The sequence below is a fragment of the Rhizobium sp. 25PS6 genome (assembly GCF_032464655.1).
Lineage (GTDB): Bacteria > Pseudomonadota > Alphaproteobacteria > Rhizobiales > Rhizobiaceae > Rhizobium > Rhizobium laguerreae.
This window is the reverse complement of record NZ_JAWDIV010000008.1, coordinates 1-21,420: the sequence shown is the minus strand read 5'-3', so window position 1 is coordinate 21,420 and position 21,420 is coordinate 1. Positions and strand designations below refer to the sequence as shown.

General features: G+C 60.1%; 22 protein-coding genes. 20 read left to right on the top strand and 2 right to left on the bottom strand.

Annotation, left to right across the window (positions count from 1 at the left end):
• Positions 1-3 precede the first annotated feature (3 nt).
• The 16 genes from RWK44_RS13060 to RWK44_RS12985 all read left to right on the top strand — a co-directional run bounded on the left by RWK44_RS13060 (position 4) and on the right by RWK44_RS12985 (position 18,130).
• Positions 4-978 carry a LysR family transcriptional regulator gene (locus tag RWK44_RS13060; RefSeq protein ID WP_316028897.1) on the top strand — a complete coding sequence of 325 codons (975 nt, stop codon included), beginning with the start codon at positions 4-6 and terminating at the stop codon, positions 976-978.
• A gap of 37 nt (positions 979-1,015) precedes the next feature.
• Complete coding sequence (locus tag RWK44_RS13055; RefSeq protein ID WP_131662236.1) at positions 1,016-1,921, top strand: LysR family transcriptional regulator; 906 nt, start codon at positions 1,016-1,018, stop codon at positions 1,919-1,921.
• 178 nt (positions 1,922-2,099) lie between these two features.
• Positions 2,100-3,044 carry an ABC transporter permease gene (locus tag RWK44_RS13050; protein WP_072641710.1) on the top strand — a complete coding sequence of 315 codons (945 nt, stop codon included), beginning with the start codon at positions 2,100-2,102 and terminating at the stop codon, positions 3,042-3,044.
• Positions 3,041-3,859 carry an ABC transporter permease gene (locus RWK44_RS13045; protein WP_168283425.1) on the top strand — a complete coding sequence of 273 codons (819 nt, stop codon included), beginning with the start codon at positions 3,041-3,043 and terminating at the stop codon, positions 3,857-3,859. Before RWK44_RS13050 ends, RWK44_RS13045 begins: the two co-directional genes overlap by 4 nt.
• Entirely contained in the window at positions 3,856-5,502 is a 1,647-nt protein-coding gene (locus tag RWK44_RS13040; RefSeq protein WP_316028896.1) for an ABC transporter ATP-binding protein, read from the top strand. Before RWK44_RS13045 ends, RWK44_RS13040 begins: the two co-directional genes overlap by 4 nt.
• Complete coding sequence (locus RWK44_RS13035) at positions 5,486-6,349, top strand: serine hydrolase (protein ID WP_131662239.1); 864 nt, start codon at positions 5,486-5,488, stop codon at positions 6,347-6,349. Before RWK44_RS13040 ends, RWK44_RS13035 begins: the two co-directional genes overlap by 17 nt.
• Positions 6,350-6,373: 24 nt before the next feature.
• The gene (locus tag RWK44_RS13030; protein WP_316028895.1) at positions 6,374-7,918 is read left to right on the top strand and encodes an ABC transporter substrate-binding protein; all 1,545 of its coding nucleotides are present in this window, start codon (positions 6,374-6,376) and stop codon (positions 7,916-7,918) included.
• Positions 7,919-8,053: 135 nt separating this feature from the next.
• Entirely contained in the window at positions 8,054-9,502 is a 1,449-nt protein-coding gene (locus RWK44_RS13025; RefSeq protein WP_316028894.1) for a M20 family metallopeptidase, read from the top strand.
• Between the two features lie 148 nt (positions 9,503-9,650).
• On the top strand, positions 9,651-10,784 hold the full coding sequence (locus RWK44_RS13020; protein WP_316028893.1) for a transporter substrate-binding domain-containing protein: 1,134 nt from the start codon (positions 9,651-9,653) through the stop codon (positions 10,782-10,784).
• Position 10,785: 1 nt separating this feature from the next.
• The gene (locus RWK44_RS13015) at positions 10,786-11,409 is read left to right on the top strand and encodes an ANTAR domain-containing response regulator (protein ID WP_316028892.1); all 624 of its coding nucleotides are present in this window, start codon (positions 10,786-10,788) and stop codon (positions 11,407-11,409) included.
• Positions 11,410-11,597: 188 nt separating this feature from the next.
• Positions 11,598-12,476, top strand: coding sequence for a nitrilase family protein (locus RWK44_RS13010; protein WP_316028891.1), 879 nt, complete (start codon positions 11,598-11,600; stop codon positions 12,474-12,476).
• The gene (locus tag RWK44_RS13005) at positions 12,473-13,621 is read left to right on the top strand and encodes a substrate-binding protein (protein ID WP_316028890.1); all 1,149 of its coding nucleotides are present in this window, start codon (positions 12,473-12,475) and stop codon (positions 13,619-13,621) included. The genes RWK44_RS13010 and RWK44_RS13005 overlap by 4 nt, the downstream gene beginning before the upstream one ends.
• A gap of 51 nt (positions 13,622-13,672) precedes the next feature.
• Positions 13,673-14,506 carry a branched-chain amino acid ABC transporter permease gene (locus RWK44_RS13000; RefSeq protein ID WP_131662244.1) on the top strand — a complete coding sequence of 278 codons (834 nt, stop codon included), beginning with the start codon at positions 13,673-13,675 and terminating at the stop codon, positions 14,504-14,506.
• Positions 14,499-16,256 carry a branched-chain amino acid ABC transporter ATP-binding protein/permease gene (locus RWK44_RS12995; RefSeq protein WP_312890267.1) on the top strand — a complete coding sequence of 586 codons (1,758 nt, stop codon included), beginning with the start codon at positions 14,499-14,501 and terminating at the stop codon, positions 16,254-16,256. The genes RWK44_RS13000 and RWK44_RS12995 overlap by 8 nt, the downstream gene beginning before the upstream one ends.
• A complete protein-coding gene (locus RWK44_RS12990; RefSeq protein ID WP_131662246.1) occupies positions 16,249-16,956 on the top strand; it encodes an ABC transporter ATP-binding protein in 708 nt (235 codons plus the stop codon). The genes RWK44_RS12995 and RWK44_RS12990 overlap by 8 nt, the downstream gene beginning before the upstream one ends.
• A gap of 13 nt (positions 16,957-16,969) precedes the next feature.
• On the top strand, positions 16,970-18,130 hold the full coding sequence (locus RWK44_RS12985) for an amidase family protein (RefSeq protein ID WP_316028889.1): 1,161 nt from the start codon (positions 16,970-16,972) through the stop codon (positions 18,128-18,130).
• Between the two features lie 105 nt (positions 18,131-18,235).
• Here the strand turns inward: RWK44_RS12985 and RWK44_RS12980 are convergent, their stop codons facing one another.
• A complete protein-coding gene (locus RWK44_RS12980; RefSeq protein ID WP_017958096.1) occupies positions 18,236-18,676 on the bottom strand; it encodes a DMT family transporter in 441 nt (146 codons plus the stop codon).
• A complete protein-coding gene (locus tag RWK44_RS12975) occupies positions 18,673-19,155 on the bottom strand; it encodes a DMT family transporter (RefSeq protein ID WP_131662248.1) in 483 nt (160 codons plus the stop codon). Before RWK44_RS12975 ends, RWK44_RS12980 begins: the two co-directional genes overlap by 4 nt.
• Positions 19,156-19,420: 265 nt before the next feature.
• Between RWK44_RS12975 and RWK44_RS12970 the strand changes: the two genes are divergently transcribed.
• The 4 genes from RWK44_RS12970 to RWK44_RS12955 all read left to right on the top strand — a co-directional run bounded on the left by RWK44_RS12970 (position 19,421) and on the right by RWK44_RS12955 (position 21,356).
• Positions 19,421-20,266, top strand: a complete 846-nt coding sequence (locus tag RWK44_RS12970) for a pirin family protein (protein WP_221947845.1) — start codon at positions 19,421-19,423, stop codon at positions 20,264-20,266.
• 60 nt (positions 20,267-20,326) lie between these two features.
• Positions 20,327-20,545, top strand: a complete 219-nt coding sequence (locus RWK44_RS12965) for a hypothetical protein (protein ID WP_003547964.1) — start codon at positions 20,327-20,329, stop codon at positions 20,543-20,545.
• A gap of 140 nt (positions 20,546-20,685) precedes the next feature.
• On the top strand, positions 20,686-20,955 hold the full coding sequence (locus RWK44_RS12960) for an antitoxin (protein WP_131662250.1): 270 nt from the start codon (positions 20,686-20,688) through the stop codon (positions 20,953-20,955).
• On the top strand, positions 20,952-21,356 hold the full coding sequence (locus tag RWK44_RS12955) for a type II toxin-antitoxin system VapC family toxin (protein ID WP_131662251.1): 405 nt from the start codon (positions 20,952-20,954) through the stop codon (positions 21,354-21,356). Before RWK44_RS12960 ends, RWK44_RS12955 begins: the two co-directional genes overlap by 4 nt.
• The last annotated feature ends 64 nt before the right edge of the window (positions 21,357-21,420 follow it).

Below are 21,420 nucleotides of genomic sequence, written 5' to 3'. Positions count from 1 at the left end.
AAAATGTTCAACTTTCCGCAGGTCCGCAATCTTATGCGGTTTGCGGGTAGGGCTATCGACATTGGAGATAGAATGGCGCGAGACACGAGTGCGGCGATCAGCCTGAAGCATATCGAAGCCTATGACGCCATCGCCGCGACGGGCTCGACGATTGCCGCTTCCGTCGAGCTTGGGATCTCGCAATCGAACGCCAGTCGTTTGTTGCAGCAACTGGAAGACTATCTCGGCGTCCGGCTTTTCGACCGGGAAAAGAACCGGCTGCAACCGACCCGCGAGGGGCTGCAGCTCGGCCCGGAAATCCGTGCCATTTCCGACCGGCTACGCGCCTTGAAAACGGCGGCGATGGAGCTCGAGAGCGGTCGGTCGCGCGAGATCATGCTGCGGCTCGCCTTTCCCTCCAGTCTTTCCTCGACGCGCATTCCGAAGCTCGTGAAGAACTTTCTCGCGGCGAATGGTCCAATGCGCGTCGAAGTCGCATCCGGCAGCTATCTGGCAATTGAACGGATGGTGGCCGACGGCGAGGCCGATCTCGGCTTCGCGCGTCTGCCGCTGATGAGCCCGGGATTGAAACAGGAGAAGATCCTGTCGTCGCGGATCATTTGCGCCCTGCACAATGATCATCCCAAGGCCGGCAGCCGCCTATTGTCGGTCGGCGACCTGAAGGGGCAGGATCTGATCATGCTGAACAGGGAGCGACCGGTTCGCCACGAGTTGGAGGCGTTGTTCTACAAATCAGGCATCCGTCAACGCCCCTTGCTCGAGGCACATTCGGTGGCGAGTGCCTGCGCGCTGGCCGCGCAGGGGCTCGGCATTGCGCTGGTCGGCGAGATCATCGCCCGTGAATATGCGACGCTGCCGCTGCAGTTCATTCCGCTCGAACCCGAACTGCCGGTTGCCTACGCGCTGATCAGCGGAGAGAAATTTCCGATGCCCAAGGCCGCCAGCCTTTTCCTTCAAAGCATTTCGTACTGGGCATGATGACGGCGCCTGAACTGTCCCGGGGGATCGCAAACGCATGAATATCAAGCAACTGGAAGTCCTGCGCACGCTTCTGGCGACGGGGTCGACGATTGCCACGGCAAAGACGATGGGGCTCAGCCAATCCGGCGTCAGCCGCCTTCTCCAGCAGCTCGAGGGGGACCTTTCGATGTCGCTTTTCGTGCGCGACAAAGGCCGTCTCATCCCCACCCCCGAGGCCCTGCTTCTTGCCCGCGATGCTGAAAACATCTTGCTCGCGGTCGATCGGATGTCGGGCCACGCGGAGGACTTAAGAAGCGGCGCCGCCGGCCCGGAGATCGTCCGTGTCGGCCTACCTAGCAGCATGTGGGAGCATTTCGCGCCGGCAATGCTGGCCGATTACATCAGCGATTTCCCAGGTGTGCGGATCGAAACCTTTTTCGAGACGACGACCGCGATCAACAAGCTCGTCGAGCAGAGGGTTATCGATTTCGGCTTTCTGCGCATGGAAGGCGAGAGCGGACCGGGCATCGAGGTCGAGCGGGTCGCCACCGGCGAAAGCGTCTGCGTCGTTCCGAAGGATCATCCTCTTGCGAAACTGGAGGAAATCACGGTCAGAAATTTGCGCGACGTGCCTCTCATTCTGATTGGCCGACAACGGCCGAACCGCATGGCGCTCGACCAGACCTTCCGGCGGGCTGGCGTCAAGCAGATCGTCAAGATCGAGACGCATACCAACAGTTCCGCCTGTTCCTACGTCGCGCATGGCCTCGGGGTCACGATCATCAGCAGCTTTTATGCGAATCTCTATCGCCACCTGCCGGTGGTTCACCGTCCTTTCGTGCCACGCGCGACGCAGGAGTTCGGATTGGCGAGGGCAGTCGGGACGCCGCTGTCGATTGCCGCTCACGCTCTGAGTGATGCTTTGAAGCGACAGATCCAGCTTTCGCAAAAAGATATTTGAAATTAAACCTTTAGCCTGAGCTCTTACCCCAATGCAGCCGCTTTGGTTGCGGTCGTATTCCGCATAGACTTATGACGGAATCGCATAATATTGCGGATATTTCTTCATTCGATCATAGTCTGTGGCAACGAAACCGATGGCGCCGGGCACTGTCCGTCGCCAATCGCGGGGAACAAAAATGCTGAAATTCGTTCTGAACCGCCTGTTGATGGCATTGCCGACGATCGTCCTCGTTTCGGTGACCGTCTTCACGCTGATCCGCTTCATACCCGGCGATCCGGCGGCGCTGATGTTGGGCGATATGGCTGAGCCCGATCAGATCGCGGCGATGCGCTCGGAACTCGGCCTCGACAAATCGCTGCCGGAACAGTTCCTGATCTGGACCGCCAATGTCGTCCAGGGTGACTTCGGCCGCTCGATCGTCAATGACGAGCCGGTTCTGCCGCTCGTCGCATCACGCTTTCTGGTCAGCGCCGAAGTCGTCGTCGTCGCCGTCCTTTTGGCGAGCCTCATCGCCGTGCCGGCCGGTGTCATCGCAGCCTGGCGGCAGAATAGTCTGACGGATCTGGCGCTGGTCGGCACCGCCACGATCCTGCTGTCGATCCCGACATTCTGGCTGGGCCTCCTGCTTCTGCTTTTCTTCGGCTTGAAACTCAGCTGGCTACCGGTCCTCGGCTATGTCTCGATCGGCAGCAACGTCACCGGCGGCCTGCTTTACCTCGTCCTGCCGATCATGACCCTGGTCATTCACGAGATGGGTGTGTTGATCCGCATGGCACGCGCCTCGACGCTGGAAGTGCTGCGTCTCGACTATATCACCCACGCCAGGGCCAAGGGGCTTTCCGAGAGCGCCGTCCTTTGGCGGCACGCCTTCAAGAATGCCTTCGGCCCGACCTGGACAGTCATCGGTCTGATCCTCGGCAATCTGCTCGGCGGTATTGCCGTCATCGAAACGGTCTTCACCATTCCGGGGCTCGGGCGACTGATGGTCGACAGTATTTTTGCCCGCGATTACCCCGTGATCCAGGGTTGCCTGCTGTTCGTCTCGCTTTCCTATGTGCTGGTCAATTTGGTCGTCGACCTGCTCTATCCCTTGTTCGATCCGCGGGTAGTCGCCGAATGAAAAACGTCACGTTCAACGGCTTCATCGGCAGCACTCTTATTGCCGCATTACTCATCTCGGCTGCGATCGGCCTCTTCTGGACACCCTATGATCCGATGAAGCTCGGCTTCACCGCACGGCTGGCGGCGCCAAGCAGCGCCCACTGGCTCGGAACCGACGAATTCGGCCGCGACGTTCTCAGCCGCCTGATCGTCGGCGCCCGGGCGAGCGTCTGGATCGGCACCTTGACGGTCACCTTCGCGACGGTTTGCGGCACGCTGATCGGTCTCGTCAGCGGTTACGCCCGCGGTTGGATCGATGCAGTCATCATGGCCGTCAACAATGCGCTTCTCGCTTTTCCAGGCATTCTTCTGGCGCTTGGATTGCTCGCCGTTTTCGGCGCCAACCAATATGGCATCATCTTCGCGCTGGGCATTGCCTACTCTCCCTCGATGGCTCGCGTTGTCAGGGGTGCCGTCCTGTCGCTGCGCGAGCGGGAATTCATCGAGGCTTCCAAGGTGATGGGCAATGGCGAGCTCTACACCATGTTCCGCCATATTCTTCCCAACTGCATCGCCCCGATCACCGTGCTTGCGACCTCGATGTTCGGTTGGGCGATCCTTTCGGAAAGCGCGCTCAGCTTTCTCGGCCTCGGCGTTCCGCCACCGGCGCCGACCTGGGGCAACATGCTGGCCGCCGGCCGGCCATTCATCGAGCAGGCTGTCTGGCTGGGTCTCTTCCCGGGCCTGGCGATCGCCCTGACGCTCCTCGGCATCAATCTTCTGGGCGACGCTCTTCGGGACAAGCTTGATCCACGGATGAGGGGGCTGAAATGACCAATAGAACGCTTTTGAATGTCCGCAACCTGTCGCTCCAGGTCGCTGGAACCGGTGTAGAGGTCGTCAAGGAGGTCAGCTTCGACATCGCACCAGGCGAGATCTTCGGCATCGTCGGAGAAAGCGGATCGGGCAAGACGCTGGCAACACGCGCCCTGATCTCGCTGCTGCCGGCACCCATCAAGGTGATCGGCGGCTCCGTTGCCTACAAGGGACGCGACGTGCTTTCCATGAACGGCGCCCAATTGCGCCAGTTGCGTGGTGCGGAAATCGGTGTCGTCTTCCAGGAGCCGATGACCTCGCTCAATCCCTCGATGACCGTCGGCCGCCAACTCGAAGAAGGGTTGCAGCTGCATACGAAACTTTCGAAGGAGGAACGGCGCAGCCGGATCCTCGACATGCTGAACCGGGTCGGGATCCGCGATCCCGCCGGGGCGCTCCCTTCCTATCCGCATGAATTCTCGGGCGGCATGCGCCAGCGCATCATGCTGGCATCGGTGATGCTGCTGAAACCGGCGCTCTTGATCGCCGACGAGCCGACGACGGCGCTCGATGCGGTGATCCAGCGCGATGTCATGGAATTGATGGTGGAACTGACACAGGCGGAAGGCACCGCCGTGCTGCTGATTAGCCATGATCTGCCGATGGTTGCCCGTTACACGAACCGCATCGTCGTCATGGAAAAGGGCGTGATCGTCGAAGAAGGACGCACCGCCGATCTGCTCGACGCACCGCAGCGTGCCTATACGAAGAAACTGCTTTCCTCCCTGCCGTTCCGCGGAGAGACGCGGACGATCGACAAGACCAAGGCGCCGATGGTCTCGGCGCGGGATATCGTCGTCGATTATCCGGGCCGGCGGTCGCTGATGAAGAAGGCAACGCCGAAACGGGCGCTGCATGGCGTCAGCATCGATATCCACGAGGGCGAAGTAGTGGCGCTGGTCGGCGGTTCTGGTTCCGGCAAGACCACGCTCGGCCGCACCATTGCCGGACTGGTCCGCGAGAGCGAAGGCGATATCCGGTTCAAGGGACGCAGCCGCGACGACGACTGGATGGATTATCGGCTGAATTGCCAGATGGTGTTTCAAGATCCTTATTCCTCGCTCGATCCGCGCATGACCATCCTCGCACTTGTGGAGGAAGCGCTGCGGCTCGTTCCCGATCTCGACGCCATGGCTAAGCGCAAGCGTGCTTTGGAGACGCTGGAGGAAGTCGGTCTTGGGTCCGACTATGCCGGGCGCTACCCGCATGAGCTTTCGGGCGGCCAGCGGCAGCGCGTGGCGATTGCCCGCGCCATTGCGCGCCGGCCGAAATTCCTGATCGCCGACGAACCGGTATCGGCGCTTGACGTGACGGTCAGGGCGCAGGTGCTCGAACTCCTGTCTGATCTGCAAAAACGCTACGGCTTTTCCTGCCTGTTCATCAGCCATGATCTCGGCGTGGTCGAACAGGTGGCCGATCGCGTCGTCGTCATGCAGGACGGCCGGATCATCGAGGAGGGCAACCGCGATACGGTTTTCGACAGCCCGAAGGAGGCCTATACGCAAAGGCTTCTCTCGGCCATCCCCGCTCTGGACCACAATGCTCAGGGCGGCGTGATCCTCAAATGGCGCCTGGAGAACAGATATGACGACGATGATTGAATCCGGAAAGCTCGCGGAGCGATTGAACGCGATCTGCGATGCCCAGCCGTTCGTGACGCGCTTCATGGTGCGTGCGCTTGGCAGCGGCGAAACGATCGGCAGGGGCGCCGACGAGGAAACGCCCTCCGCCAGCACCCGAAAGACTTCGATCATGATGGCGGCCCTGAAGGCCGCGCATGAAGGCCGCCTGGATCTCGACGAACGGATCACCTACGAAAAACGTTTCGCCGAGGAAGTGGCGAGCGGGATGTTCCGCTATCTGACGCCCGGTATCGTCATATCGCTGCGCGATGCCATCACCGGCATGATGGTGCTGAGCGACAATGTCTGCACCAAGATGGTCTTCGAAAGGCTGACGCTCGAAGAGGTCGACGGCTATTGCAAGTCGATCGGCATGACGGGCACCAACCATCGCTTCCTCATCCCTCCCTTGGCGCTGTCGCCCGACCATTCATTGAAGGCCGTCACCACGACGACGGCGCGGGATCAGGTCTATCTGCTGCAGACCATCCTGGATGCGCAGGATTCGCAGGAAGCCGCGGACCGGCTCGGCTGCTCGCAGGCGCTCAGCGCTTACGCGCTTCAAACCCTGAAGAACCAGATCCTGCGTTATGCCATTCCCTCCAGGCTGCCCTTCGGTGTGCTCGTCGCGCATAAGGGCGGCACGGGAAAACGCGGCCGCATGAATGCCGGTATCGTCTATCGCGACGGGTCCCCCTTCTACATCATCGCCGCCTATACCGACGACGTGCCGCAGGAGATGCCGGACGGCACCCCTGGCTACACGGTCGCGCTTGAAACCATCGGCAGGCTTTCACGCGCCTGCTGGGATGAACTCCGATCCTAACAATCCATAAAAGAGGGTAGAACAATGCATAAGCTTCTTCTTGCAGGCACCATGTTGATGGCGATGACCGGCGTGGTCGACGCCCGCGACATCGTCGTGGCTCAAAGTTCCGATCTGCGCAGCAACAATCCGGGCGTCAATCGCGACGGCAATACCGATGGCGTCATCCTGCATATCGTCGAGGGGCTCGTCGGCTATGCCAACAACGGCGAGGTCAAGCCGCTGCTGGCAAAGACCTTCGAAGTCTCGGCGGATGGGCTGACCTACAGCTTCAAACTGCGGGACGACGTCAAATTCCACAACGGCAAGACATTGACCGCCGATGACGTCGTGTGGAACTGGAACCGCTATCTGAAGCCCGAAACGAAATGGACCTGCCTTCCCGATTTCGACGGCAGCGGCAGCGTGCATGTTACGGGGGTCAAGGCAGCCGATACTTCAACCGTCACCATCACGCTGGAAAAGCCATCCGCAGTTTTCCTTGGCCTGATGTCGCGCCCTGAATGTGGTTACACCGGGATGATTTCCCCGGAATCGGTCGGCGCGGACGGAAGCTTCATCAAGCCGATCGGCACCGGTCCCTTCAAATGGGATGAATGGAAGAAGGGCGAGTATATCCATCTCGCCAAGTTCGATGATTATGTCTCGCCGGAGAATGACGGCAAGCCCGACGGCATGGTCGGTTCCAAGCGCCCTCTTGTCGATGGCATCAAGTTCATGGTCATTCCCGATGCCTCGACCGTAAAGGCCGGCCTTCAGTCCGGCGTGCTCGATACCGCGGAGATTTCGCCGGATCTCATTCCCGAATTCAAGACGAGCGACACGATGCAGCTGATCGTGTCTCGCAACAACGGCAAAAACCTCTTCTACATCCAGACGCGCGACAAGGTTCTGAGCAATCCCGGCGTGCGCCGCGCCATGGCGATGGCGCTCGATCTCGACCAGCTCGTCGAGGCCGCCTCCAATGGCACCGGCGCAGCCAATGGTTCGATGGTTTCGCAAGACTCGCTCTATTTCGACGATGTCCAGAAGCAGCGTCTGCCCTACGACATCGAGGCCGCGAAGAAAGAGCTTGCGACGGCCGGCTACAAAGGCGAGCCGATTACCATCATCGCCAACAAGCGCAGCAACGTGCCAAGCTTCCCCGCCGCGGTGATGGCGCAGGCCATGATGCAGCAGGCAGGTCTCAATGTGCAGATCGAGGTGCTCGACTATGCGACGCAGGTCGATCGCCGCCGGTCCGGCAACTACCAGATCATCTCGCAATCGGTCGCGCCGCGGCTCGATCCGGCGCTGATGTACGGCTTCTATGTCGGCAACAAGGATAAGAATGCGTCTTTGATGTGGGATGATCCGAAGGCCGTCGAGTTGATGAAGGCCGCCTATGCGGAACCCGACCAGACGAAGCGTCAGGCGATCTTCGACGAGTTTCACACGCTGATGCTCAAAGAAATGCCGGGCATCTTCCTCTATGACATGGTCGATGTCTGGGGCGCGACCAAGAAGCTGAAGGGCCAGCCCGTCTGGCAATCGAATGCCCGTCTTTGGGAAGTTTCGCTCGACAACTGATCCTGAACTGCCGCGCCCGGATGGTTCGGGCGCCGCCATTCCGTTTCGACAGTCAACAGGAGATCCGGCAGGCAGTCCTGCCGGGTCCGGTGCAACACGTTCCTGTGGCGGCAGGATAGACAGCGAGGAAATGCCATGAATCTTGACGCGATCAGCTCCATTGCCGCGACGATCGAAAAGATGAAGCCGGATTATATCGCTCTCAGCGACAGTATTTGGGATTTCGCGGAGTTGAAGTTCGAGGAGCGGCGCTCGTCGCAATTGCTGGCAGGGACACTCGAGGAAAACGGCTTTGCCGTGCGCCGCGGCGTGGCAAGCATGGAAACAGCCTTCATCGGCGAATCCGGCAGCGGCAAGCCGGTGATTGCTTTCCTCGGCGAATTCGATGCCCTCGCCGGAATGAGCCAGACCGCCGATGTGGCCGAGCCTCTTCCCGAGGTGGCGGGAGCAACCGGTCACGGCTGCGGGCACAATCTGCTTGGCGTCGGATCGCTGATGGCGGCGGTTGCGCTTGCCCGCCACCTCAGAGACAACAACCTGCCGGGAACGGTGCGCTATTACGGCTGCCCGGGAGAGGAGGGCGGTTCCGGCAAGACCTTCATGGTTCGTGCCGGCGCATTCGACGACGTCGATGCCGCCCTGACCTGGCATCCGGCTCCGTTCAACGGTGTTCGCTCGACGAACAATCTTGCCGTTCTCGAATATTACTATCGCTTCAGGGGTGTCGCGGCACATGCTGCCAACAGCGCCCATCTCGGCCGGTCGGCGCTCGATGCGGTCGAACTGATGAATGTCGGCGTCAATTTCCTGCGTGAACACATGCCGCAGGATTGTCGCGTTCACTACGCGATCACCGACACCGGCGGCAGGGCCGCCAATGTCGTGCAGGCCAGCGCCGAGGTTCTCTATCTGATCAGGGCGCCTGACATGCCGCAGGCGCTTGAGCTTGCCGGGCGCGTCGAGAAAGTTGCACGCGGTGCGGCGATGATGACCGAAACCGCGGTCGAGATCGTGTTCGACACGGCCTCGACGAACCTTCTTCCCAACATCACGCTCGAAACGGCGATGCACGAGAATATGGTCGCGCTCGGGCCGATAGCCTTCGACGAGGCCGACATCGCCTTCGCCAAGAAAATCCAGGATACCTTCACACCCGAAGCGATCCGGAGCAGCATCCGCCTCTATCAGATCAAGGGCGATGTGTTCTCCAACGCCAAGGTCGATGGCTCGACGCCCCTGCACACCGGTCTGCGCGATTTCGAGGGACAATCGCATTTCCGGGCCGGATCGACCGATGTCGGCGATGTCAGCTGGGTGACGCCGACCGCGCAATGCTGGGCGCCAGCCTGGGCGATCGGCACCAATCCCCATACCTGGCAGGTCGTTGCGCAGGGAAAAAGCCCGGCCGCGCACAAAGCCATGGCGCATGCGGCCAAGACGCTTGCGACAACGGGCTTCGCCCTGATGTCGTCATCCGACCTCCTGGCGGCCGCGAAGGAAGAGTGGCGGGAAAAGACCAGCGGCAAAGCCTATGTGTGCCCGATACCCGACGATGTGACGCCTGCATCGGTTCATAGCGGGTAACCTGTCTCCCTGCGTTGGGTACGCGGGTGACCTACATCGTACCCGCTTGCAGGATCCCATGAAAAAGCACTAAGGGTATGGAAGTCGAAAGCGCGGAACTGAGGCATTTCACCGCTTTCGAACCTCCAACACCTCGGAAAAGGCAAAGATGACAAGCTCCGAATGGCGGGTGGGAGTGCTGTTTTCCAGAAGCGGAATTAGCGAAATTACGGAAACCGAGCACTTTCTTGGCACCGCGCTTGCGATCGAGGAAGTCAATGCGGCGGGCGGCGTGCTTGGCAAGCCCATCGTTCCGATCGCCTATGACCCGGGTGGAGATCAGACCGCCTATCGCAATCTGGCACGGCGACTTCTGGCCGATGACGATGTCAACATCATTTTCGGTGCGTCGATGTCGGCCAGCCGAAAGGCGGTGCTGCCGATCGTCGAGCGGCACAACGGACTGCTGTTTTATCCGTCGATGTACGAAGGCTTCGAATATTCGGAGAATGTGATATATACCGGCGCCACCCTCAATCAGAATACCTTCGCGCTCGCGGAATACCTTCTCCGCCACCATGGACGCCGGATCCTCTTCGTCGGCGCGGATTACATTTATCCGCGCGAATCCAATCGGGTCATGCGGGATCTGGTCGAGGCAAAGGGCGGTGAAGTCGTCAGCGAACGATATCTTCCTCTTCATGCCGACGAACAAACCTTGCGTTCGGTTATTTCCGATATCGTCCGTCTCAAGCCCGATGCCATCTTCTCGACGATCATCGGCCGGCCGGCGCAGCGTTTTTACCGCATGTATGCCGAGGCCGGGATCGATCGAACGCGCGTCCCGATTGCCAGTCTGACCATGGCCGAGAGCGAGATTCGCGAGATCGGAGCCGACGCTTGTACCGGCCATATTCTCTCGGCGACCTATTTCCAGACGGTCGAGAACGAGGCGAATGAGCGCTTCGTAGGAGCATTCAAAGCCCGTTTCGGCCAGGACTTCACCACGAGCGTCTGGTCGCAGCCGGCCTATGCGCAGGTTCACCTTTTCGCCCGCGCGCTTGCGCGGGCCGGCTCGCTCGAGACCCATCGCATTTCCGAAGAAATTCTCCTGGAAGATTTTCTGGCTCCTGAAGGCCGGATCAATTTCGACGCCGATACCCGTCATCTCTGGCTGCATCCCCGCATCGGCGTGGCGCGCGCCGATGGGCTTTTCGACATTGCCTGGCAGGCGCCTGGCCCGATCCGGCCGGATCCCTACCTGACAGCGTCGCGGTTCGAAGACGTTTGGCTGGAGGCCTGAGATGGCGGGACCGAGCAGGATCGTTCAGGATCTGCGGCGCGCACGCGTTCTGGTCGTCCATCCGCGCGACGAGGACGGTGACGTGCTGATCGCCCACCTCAAACGCCTTGGCTGCGAGGTCCGGGCCACCTGGCCGCTTCCGCCAGCCTTGCCTCCTGATGTAGACACCGTCTTCCTGCATGTCGAAGATGTGCACGTCGAGCACGCGCTGCAGATTATCGACCTCCAGCAGACGGCGATCGTCGCCATCGTAACCTATGAGAGCCCGACCGCCCTCCAGGCGATCATCGATCTCAATGCTCACGGCGTTATCAGCAAACCGTTGCGGCCACTCGGCATCCTGACGCAATTTGCGCTTGCACGTTATCGGCATAGCTACGAAAAACGGCTCGCCGGCAAGGTGCAGAAACTCGAGGAAACCTTGAAAAGTCGCCGGCTGGTCGAAAAAGCCGTTTCAGCGCTACGGGTCATGAATGGTCTCGACGAGGAGGCGGCCTATAAATTCTTGCGCGATCAGGCGACGTCGAAGCGCGTTCCTATGGCGACGATCGCCGAATCCATCATTGCCGCGCAAGACACCATGAAAAGCCTCGGACTTTCCATCGGCGCAAAAAATCAACCCTAAGTCGCCAACTCTTGCCCTCCTGAAAATGCCTGCTGAAGCAGCTTGACGGTCACATTCTTTCGTGCAAGCCTAAAGACAACGAGCAGGTTTGCTCGGCGGCAGGGCTGCCGCATTCACATCATGGCTATGTAGCCTCTGGTTCACGGATTGAATTCCGTGCCAGAGGTTTTTTGCGTTTGGAGATAAGATTGAGCGTCAAGACCTCAACCGCACGGACGGTAACTGTCGCAACCGTCCAGTTCGAACCGATCGTCGGTGATCGCGCCGGTAATCTTGCGGCTATCGATCGGCTGGCGAGGGCGGCGAAGGCCCAAGGCGCGGAAATCGTCGTTCTGCCGGAACTGGCCGATAGCGGCTACTCCTTCCGTGACGGCGACGAGGTCGCGGCATTGGCCGGCCCGGTACCCGGCGGCCCGAGTGCCGAGACGCTCTGCCGTCTCGCGGGAGAGCTTGGCCTTTACATCGTCAGCGGCGTTGCCGAGCAGGATGGCGACAGGTTTTACAACAGCGCTCTTCTCTGCGGTCCCGAGGGATATATCGGCAAATACCGCAAGCTTCATCTATGGAACAACGAAAACCGTTTGTTCAGAAAAGGCGATCTCGGGCTGCCGGTATTCGACCTGCCCTTCGGCCGTATCGGCATCGCTATCTGCTACGACGGCTGGTTTCCGGAAACATTTCGCGAGTTGGCGCTGGCCGGCGCCGAACTGGTCTGCGTCCCCACCAACTGGGTACCGATGGCAGGTGCGGAAAGCGTTCCCGAGCCGATGGCCAATATCCTCCACAAGGCGGCCGCCCACACCAATGGTCTTTACATTGCCTGCGCCGACCGGATCGGCATCGAGCGCGGCCAATCCTTCATCGGCCGAAGCCTTATCGTCGGCCCGCAAGGGTGGCCCGTATCCGGTCCGGCCAGTGCCGATCGCGAGGAAATCCTCCTTGCGCAAATCGATCTGTCGAGCGTGACGGAAACCCGCACGCTCAACAGCTTCAATCATCTGCTCGGCGACCGCCGAGCCGATGTCTACGGGTCACAACGACCCACTCAAGAAAGGGGAACAAAATGAAAATGAAAACCATAATCCTGACGCTGGCATCTGCGGCATTCGCCACCGCAGCTTTCGCCGAGGACCCGATCAAGATCGGCGTGCCGGTCGGGCTGTCTGGCGCAAACAGCGTGGTCGCGCCGTCCGTTGTCCAAGCTGCGGAGCTCGCCGTCGAGGAAATCAATGCCAAGGGCGGCGTGCTCGGGCGGCCTCTGCAGCTTGAGATCGCCGACGACGCATCAGGGGCGGCCGGCGCGCAAAAAGCCTTCGATTCCCTGGTTTTCCAGAAGGAGGTGAACGTCGTCATCTCCATGGAGACGAGTGCTGCACGCAATGCCGGACTGCCGATCATTTCCAAGGGCGACGTGCCATACATCTACACGTCGTTCTACGAAGGCAAATCCTGCAACGCCAATCTTTTCGTTGATGCCTGGGTTCCGGAACAACAGGTGCCGCCTGTCGTCGACAATTTCATTAGCAAACAGGGCGCAAAGAAGTTCTTCCTGATCGGTTCGGATTATGCCTTCGGACGCGGCATGCTGACCTTCGCCAAGGGCTATATCGAAAAAGCCGGCGCTCAGATCGTCGGCGAGGAATATCTGCCGATGGATGGCAGCGACTGGACAGCGATCATCTCCAAGCTCCGCTCCTCCGGCGCCGATGCCATCATCACCTCGACGGCCGGCGGCGCACCGAACGTGACCTTGACCAAGCAGTTACGCTCGTCTGGCGTCACCTTGCCTTACGGCAATCTCGCGGTCGACGAAGGCACCGCCAAGAGCATGGGCACGGATGCCAAGGACATTTTCCTCTCCGCATCCTACGTCACCGGCATCAACAGCCCGGAAAACAAGGCTTTTCTTTCGGCCATGGACAAGAAGTTCGGCAAGGAACTGCGCACACCGAACGATCTTTCGGTACCGCAATATGAAGCGATCTACCTTTACAAGGCAGCCGTCGAAAAGGCCGGCAGCACGGATACGGCGGACGTGCTCAAAGCCCTTCCTGACGTATCCTTCACCGGTCCGCGCGGCAAGATCTCCATGAACAAACAGCATCACGCGCCGCTGACGATGTATCTTGGCCAGGTAAAGGACGATGGCAGCGTTGCAGTCGTCGATAGCTTCAAGGACGTCGATCCCGGCGATCAGTGCCCGAATCTCTGAAACCAGCGTGGCGGGGCAGGGCGCCCCGCCTCCAGCATCGGAGTTCTAGAAATGACGCTCTTTCTTGATATTGTCAGCACTGCGGCCATTCTCTTCATCGTTGCCGCCGGGCTGCTTGCGATCTTCGGCGTGCTGAAGATCATCAATTTCGCGCATGGCGCATGGCTGACCATCGGGGCTTACTGCGCTGTCGTCGTCAGCGGGGTCGGCCTCAATCCGTGGCTTGCCATTCCCTTCGCGTTTCTGGTCGGAGCGATCCTCGGCGGTATTGCCGAGCGGTTCATCGTGCGGCCTCTCTATCGCCGCCCGCTCGACGCCATTCTTGCAACCTGGGGCCTTGGCATCGTCATCGGCCAGCTGATCACGCTCTGGTTTGGCCGCGACGTGCAGTTCACGCCGGCGCTGCTGCCTGGCACCTTCGATCTCTTTGGCACCGGCTATTCGTCCTACCGTCTTTTCGCGATCGTCGCGGCGATCGGTCTGGGTCTCGGCTTTACCTTGCTGCTCGATGGGACAAGGCTTGGCCTTTCCGCCCGCGCAGTCATCATGAATGAAACGCTGGCGCGCGGACTCGGTATCGATACCGAAAAGGTGCGGCTCGCGACCTTCATGATTGGTACCGGCCTTGCGGCCCTTGCCGGCGTACTGCTCGCGCCGCTGACCAGCGTCGATCCCAATATGGGCGTCGCCTGGCTGACAGGCGCCTTCATGCTGGTGATGGTCGCAGGCTCTTCTTTCACTGCGCTTGCTGCCGCCTGCCTCATCTTCGGGGCCGCTCAGGTGCTCGTCAGCACCTATTTCAGCCCAATCCTCGGCGGCATCACCGTCGCCGTCCTCTGCGCAATCACACTGCGCATACGTCCGAAGGGATTTGCCCGTGCGTGACAGACAAAAACTCCGGCTTGTCCTTCTTCTGGCGCTGGCGCTCACAGCTCTCCTCTTGATCGTCTTCGGACCGATGTTTCTCGGCCGCTTCAGCCTCAACGTGCTGACGCGCTCGATGATCTACGCCATGCTGGCGATCACCGTCGACTTGCTCTGGGGCTACACGGGTGTTCTCACCTTCGGGCAGGCGGCATTCTTTGGCGTGGGCGCCTATGCCACCGCCATGGTTCTCACCCATATCGGTGCAAGCCCGGCGCTTTTCGTCGTCGCACTTGTCGCCGCCGTGCTCGTTCCGCTCGTGCTTGGCCTCGCCGTCGGCTGGCTGTCGTTTTATCACGGATCGACACCGCTCTATGCCACAGTAATCTCGCTCGTGGTGCCGATCGTCGTCACACAGCTCGTCTTTTCGGGCGGCACCTGGACCGGTTCCTCGAGCGGCCTCGTCGGTTACGAAACTCTCCCGCTCGGGCTTTCCGGCTATTTCCGCCTGTCGGGCGCGTGCCTGCTGGCCTTGGCCGTTCTTGCCATCGTCTTCGTCCGGTCGGACGCCGGCCGTCTGCTCGTTGCAATCCGCGATAATGAAGCCCGTATCGCCTACCTCGGCATGAATCCAGCTCGGCTGAAGATCGCCCTGACGGGCGTTCTGGCCGGGGTATGCGGCCTGGCGGGCTTCCTTTTTGCCAACGCGTCCGGTGTCGTCGCTCCTGAAAACACCGGTTTCGTTTTTGGAACCGAACTCGTCGTCTGGACGGCGCTCGGTGGCCGGGGAACGATTATCGGACCGTTGTTCGGCGCAATCGGCATCGATTATCTGAGTGCCAGCCTTTCGGGCGATCTGCCCTTCCTGTGGCAACTGATCATCGGAGCGCTCTTCGTCGCCATGATCATCCTTTTGCCGGGCGGCCTCGCTTCCCTGGTGACGCGTTTCCTGCAGTCGGCGAACTCCAGCAGCATTCTCAAATCCTTGCCGACGCGCATCGTCGCCAAGGATGGTGCGTTGGCAGGCAAAAGCCTTCTGTCGATCCGCGGTCTCGGCAAGTCCTATGGCAGCTTCGCCGTCCTCAAGGGCATCGACCTTGAAATCGGCGCCGGCGAACTCGTCAGCCTGGTCGGCCCCAATGGCGCCGGCAAGACCACGCTGATGCGTTGTCTGTCGGACGGTACCCAGCAGATCGAAGGTCAAGTGGACATCATCGGTACCAATATTGCCGGTCGTGCACCCGAACGGATCGTCGCCCTCGGCGTCGGCCGGAAATTCCAGGTTGCCAGCATCTTCGACAGCATGACGATCGGCGAATGCCTGAAGATGGCGCGTTTCAGCCGCGAGAGACCCAACCCGATGCGATCGCTTGGCGAGATCATGCTGCCCGCAGCGGCGGCCGAGATCCTAACGCTCACCGGCATGGCGGATATGCTGGACAAGCCGGTGTCGCTGCTGTCGCACGGTCAAAGGCAGGCTCTCGAACTGGCGATGGTCGTCGCTCTGGAACCACGCATCATTCTTCTCGACGAGCCGACCGCGGGTCTTACCAAGGCCGAGCGCATGACCATCGGAACCATCCTCAAGAAGCTGACGGACGAAATGGGTTTCGCCGCCATCCTGGTCGAACACGATCTGGATTTCGTGCGCGACATATCGAGCCGCATCGTGGTTCTCCACCAGGGCAAGCTCGTTCTCGACGGCACGGTGAATGACGTGGTCAATTCCGAAACGGTTCGCACCATCTACGCGGGAGGCGCCCATGGCTGATACGTTCAAACTCAAGCTCAGCGGCGTATCGAGCGGATATGGCGCGGTCGATGTCGTCAATGGCGTGTCGCTCGCCATCCGGCCGGGCGAGATCTTCGCTCTCATGGGCAAGAACGGCATGGGCAAGACGACCCTGCTGAAGACGATCCTTGGCTTCCTGCGTGTCGGCAAAGGCAAGATCGAGGTGGACGGTGCTGCTATCACCGACAGCAAGCCTGCCGAGCTGATCGCTTCCGGCATCGGCTACGCTCCTCAGGAATTGCCGTTGTTTCAGGATCTCTCCATCCGCGACAATCTGCGCCTGGCGCTCAAGGGCGATCGGGATTTGGCATCCGCACTGGAGCGGGTCTACGGTTATTTCCCGTTCCTGAAGGACCGGCTGCCGCAGAAGGCCGGCACGCTATCGGGCGGGGAGCAGAAAATGCTGATCCTCGCGCGGGCGCTGATGCTGCGGCCAAAACTGCTGCTGATCGACGAAATCTCCGAAGGCCTGCAGCCCTCCGTCGTCCAGAACATCGCCAAAGCATTGAGGGACGATCGCGAAACGCGTGGCACGACCATCCTGCTCGTCGAACAGAACCTGGATTTTGCCCTTTCGGTGGCCGACCGCTGGGCCATTCTCAAACTCGGAGCGATCGAAGACGAAAGTCTCAATGATCCAGATAGCCGCGGCCGTGTGCTGCAACACCTGAAGATCTAGGGAGCGGGAGCAAATGCGCGACCCATGGAACGCTTTCATGCCCTATCCGGATGCGGATGTCGGGCACGCGGCCATCGGTCCGCTTTCCGGCCTTCGCCTGGCGGTCAAAGACCTTTTCGATGTTGCCGGCTATCCGACCGCGGCCGGCAATGCCGCGGTGCTCGCAGGCTCCGGCATCAAGACATCGACGGCGCCTCTGGTCCAAACGCTGCTCGATGCCGGCGCCTGTTTCGTCGGCAAAACCAATACGGATGAGCTCGCCTATTCCCTGATCGGCGGCAACATCCATTTCGGCATGCCGATCAACCCGCGCGATCCCGACCTCATCCCCGGCGGATCGTCGTCGGGCTCGGCCGTTGCGGTTGCCGCTGGCCTCGCAGATATCGGCCTTGGAACAGACACGTCCGGCTCCATCCGTCTGCCCGCCGCCGTCAACGGCCTCATCGGCTGGCGGCCGACACATGGAAGCCTCGACAACAGGGCGCTGCGTCCGCTGGCGCCAAGCTTCGACGTGCCGGGCTTCATGACGAGAAGCCTGGAACCAATGGCCGCGCTGATGAGCGCCGTCGGCATGCCTGCGGCAAATGACCGACCACCATCTATTCTCGTTCCCGAGGATATTTTCGCAACCATTGACGGCGCGGTCGCCGACGAGATGATCGCGAGCCTTCGATCAACGGGCATGCCTGTTCGCAGGACCAATGCTATCGCCTCGTTCTGCCATTCCGATCTTGCTTTGGCGTTCATCACCATCCTGCAAAGGGAAGCCTGGGAAAGCAACAGAACACTCTTCGAGCGGAGCCCTGAAGCCATTGCGCCCGATATTGCGGCGCGTCTTCTGTCAGGATCTCGCCTGGACGACGAGGAAGTGCGCGAGGCAGGCAGGATCCGCAAGCTGTTTTCCGCGGAGATCGACCGATTGTTTTGCGAAAATGTGGTTGTCGCTCTTCCGACCTTGGCCATGAACCCGCCAAGGCGCGATGCAGAACTGGAACGCTTTGCCGCATTTCGTTCCGCCTGCATCAAGCTTTTGTGTCTCTCGGGCCTTGGCGGTTGCCCACAACTGGCTTTCCCCATTGTCAATTGCGCGGGAAATGTTTCGCTTTCCTTGTTCGGCGCAAGGAGCGCCGACAGGATGCTTATGAATGTGGCCCGGCAATTAACGGCTGAGTGAAAGAGCAGATGCGGTGAGTTTCCGCCGTCCGTCCCCGCGGCTTGCGACCGGCCGATGAAATTGTCGGTCGTCGGCGGCACCTGAATCGCAGCACGGCGCGCTTGGTTATTGCGGACCGCCGGCTTTGCGTCGTCGCCGGCTGACCATCATTCCGCCGACGATGAGAACAATTCCGGCCGCGTTCGCCCAAAATGATGCGGGAACGGCGCTGATATAATCAAACGCTACCCCTGTCACCATCTGGCCACCGATGATCAGCAGAGCCGAATTCACCGCTCCGATTCGAGCAATGACCCAACTGCCCGCCGCCACGAAGATGACGCCGATAGGACCACCCAGATAGGCATACCAAGGCGCCTCGGCAGCGCCCGCAGGAAGCAGACCTCCGACAAAGAGACCCAGGCAGGTGAGGGCAGCAAAGCCTATCGCATGATTCCAAAAGGATGCGATCAGTGGCGTCGTCGATATGCTCAACCGTCCATTGAGCTGACGACTGAGGCCGACGAGCACACCGCCCAGGCACGCCAGGAGAATGAACACCGTCATGCCGCACCTCGCCCAAACAGTATAATGAGTGCGGCCCCCGTTACGACCAAGCCGAGTGCTACGATGTCTCGTCTATCTGGGCGCCGCTTTGGCAGACCGAACAGTCCCCAACTGTCGGCCGCGAGGCTGAAGGCGACCTGGCCTGCCAAACCCAAAGCCAAGGTGCCGGAGAGCCCGAGCGGTGAGTTGACCGCGGTCGAGGTCAGAATGACTGTTGCAGCGCCGGATATCCCACCGAGATAGGACCATAAAGGTGCGTTGGGGGCTTTTTCTACCAACGGCATGCGCCGGCGGTGGACCACCAGGAGAAGAATGACTGCTGCGATGATGCCTGTGCCGTGTGCGGTCCAGGATGAGAACAGGGGATTGCCATAACGGGCCAACTCGCCGTTGAGGTGCACCATGAAAGTCAGGAGTCCACCCGTGGCAAAAGCTCCGATGAAGTAGATGGGATGCGAATTACGTGCTTCGGTGGTCATTGCAGATCCCGTCAAAGAATCGATTGCGCCCGATATTTTTCAAATTGCCACTACAGCGCCGCGTCTTTTTGGACGCGCAAAGGACGCTGCAGCACTCGCCTGGACGAATGCGTCGACCATGGTTCCTGATTAGGACGGTACGTCTCAGCGGATTTCCTGCCTGGCGTCAATCGTGGTTCGACAAACATCCCTTCCATTGACGCGCCCTTCCAGCAGATGGCTAATAGTCCGGTGCCGTCACTGCCGTGCAAGCATGGAGGATGCGATGCTGATCAAGGGCGCACGAACGTTCGTGGTGCGGGATGCGGGCGGCTTCGTCGCACATGTCAATATGCCGGGCTGGTTGAAGCCGAAGCCGACCGATCACGGCCAGGGCCCTCTCGCCATGGTCGTTGAATCCATCCTCGATCCCGGCCGCCTGATCGCGATGCACGAGCACCGGAACGACGAGATCATTTCCTGGGTGCCTGAAGGCGTCATGCGCCACGACGACAAGGCCGTTGGCCGCTTGGTGGTCGACCGCGATCATCTGATGGTGATGAATGCCGGGGTCAGCTTCTGGCATTCCGAAGAGACGCTGGCATCCGATCCGCCTCTGCGGATGCTGCAGATCCTCGTCCGCCCTTATGCGGTCGATCTGGAGCCAAGGATCCAGCATGGGCCGATGCCACGTGCCGCGGCCAACGTCTGGCGACACCTGGTCGGGCCTGAAGGAGAGAGCGCCCCCTTCTATGTCCGCAGCGCGATCGACGTCTTCGATATCCGGCTAGACGCAGGCATACGAGTGGAATTCCCGCAGAAACACGGCCGAGAGCTCTATTTCTATGTCTTTAGCGGTTTCGTTGTGGTCGAGACGCAGACCTTTGCAGAAGGGGAGCAGGGGCTGCATTTATCTGATGACAAGCTCGAAGTAGAGGCGCAGAGTGCAAGCACGTTGGTCGCCTTTCTGCTCGACCCGAACGCATCTATCACCAGGCAGGGAACTGTCGGCGACCACAAGAAGATCCCGCCGGCAATCATTATTCGCGCGTTCCTGCGATGGAGGAAATTTCGCCATATATGGCGTCGTCATCTTTCGCATCGCCGCTCGAAGACCGAAAAGGCGATATGAATGGAACAAGGATGCCCCTAGCGGGTTTCGAACCTTAGCGTTCAATAGGAGGAGCATTTCATGCCTACGGTTGCCGCGACACCCATCACCCCACCGGACCAGCACGTGGTAACAGCGCGCGAGGCCATCGAGCCGCTTTATGAGAAGCTCGAGCTTCAAACGGAATCGCTGGTCCTGTCTGCGGCGTTGGAAGCGGGATGGTCTTCTGATGAGGCAACCGAGGCATTGGCAGCGCTCAGACTGCAGGACGCACTTTCCACCCTTGGACGAACGGCCTGACCGAGAAACCGACAAGATCGGCTGCGAGGTTGGCAAAGCACCTTCCGGTTCTATCAGATAGGAGATCAACAAGGCTCGACCTTGGTTGAAATCTTCGCCGACGTATTGTATATGCCTATGTATATACACAGGAGTCTGATGTGGCCTATTCCCGACATCAAGAGCCTATCCCCCCGCGGGAGGCGAAGCTTTTCAGAAACAACAAGAGTCAGGCTGTGCGAATCCCAGCTGACTTTGAGCTACCCGGTGACCGAGTGATGATCCACCGCGATGGCGATCGGCTCATTATTGAGCCTGTGTACCGCAAAAACCTCCTGGAGGTTCTCGCCGGTTTGGAGCCGCTTGGTCCTGACGATCAGTTTCCTGATGTAGACGATACCCTGCTTCCTGTGAAGAAAATTGACCTTTGAGCAGGCTTTATATGCTGGACACCAATATCGTGTCGGAGCTTGCTCGAAACCCCAGGGGCGTAGTCGCCCAACGCATCGCCGAAGTTGGGCCCGATGCAATCTGCGTCAGCATTATCACGGCGTCGGAGTTGCGCTACGGGTGCGCCAAGAAGGGATCATCGAAACTTCTAGCACAGATCGAAGCCATCCTCGGCAGCGTAGCGGTGCTTGCGCTGGATGTGCCTGCCGATGCTGCATACGGCGGCATCCGCGCTGAACTGGAGGCCGCTGGCAAGCCTATCGGTCCGAATGACCTATTCATCGCCGCCCACGCCTCTGCGCTCGGAGCAGTTCTAGTGACAGCGAACATCGGCGAGTTCATGCGGATCCGCGCCTTGCAGGTCGAAAACTGGCTGGTTTGATGGCCATAAGCCCAGACGTCCATAGTTCCATCTGTTCCATAACATAGATTACGCCACTTTCGCA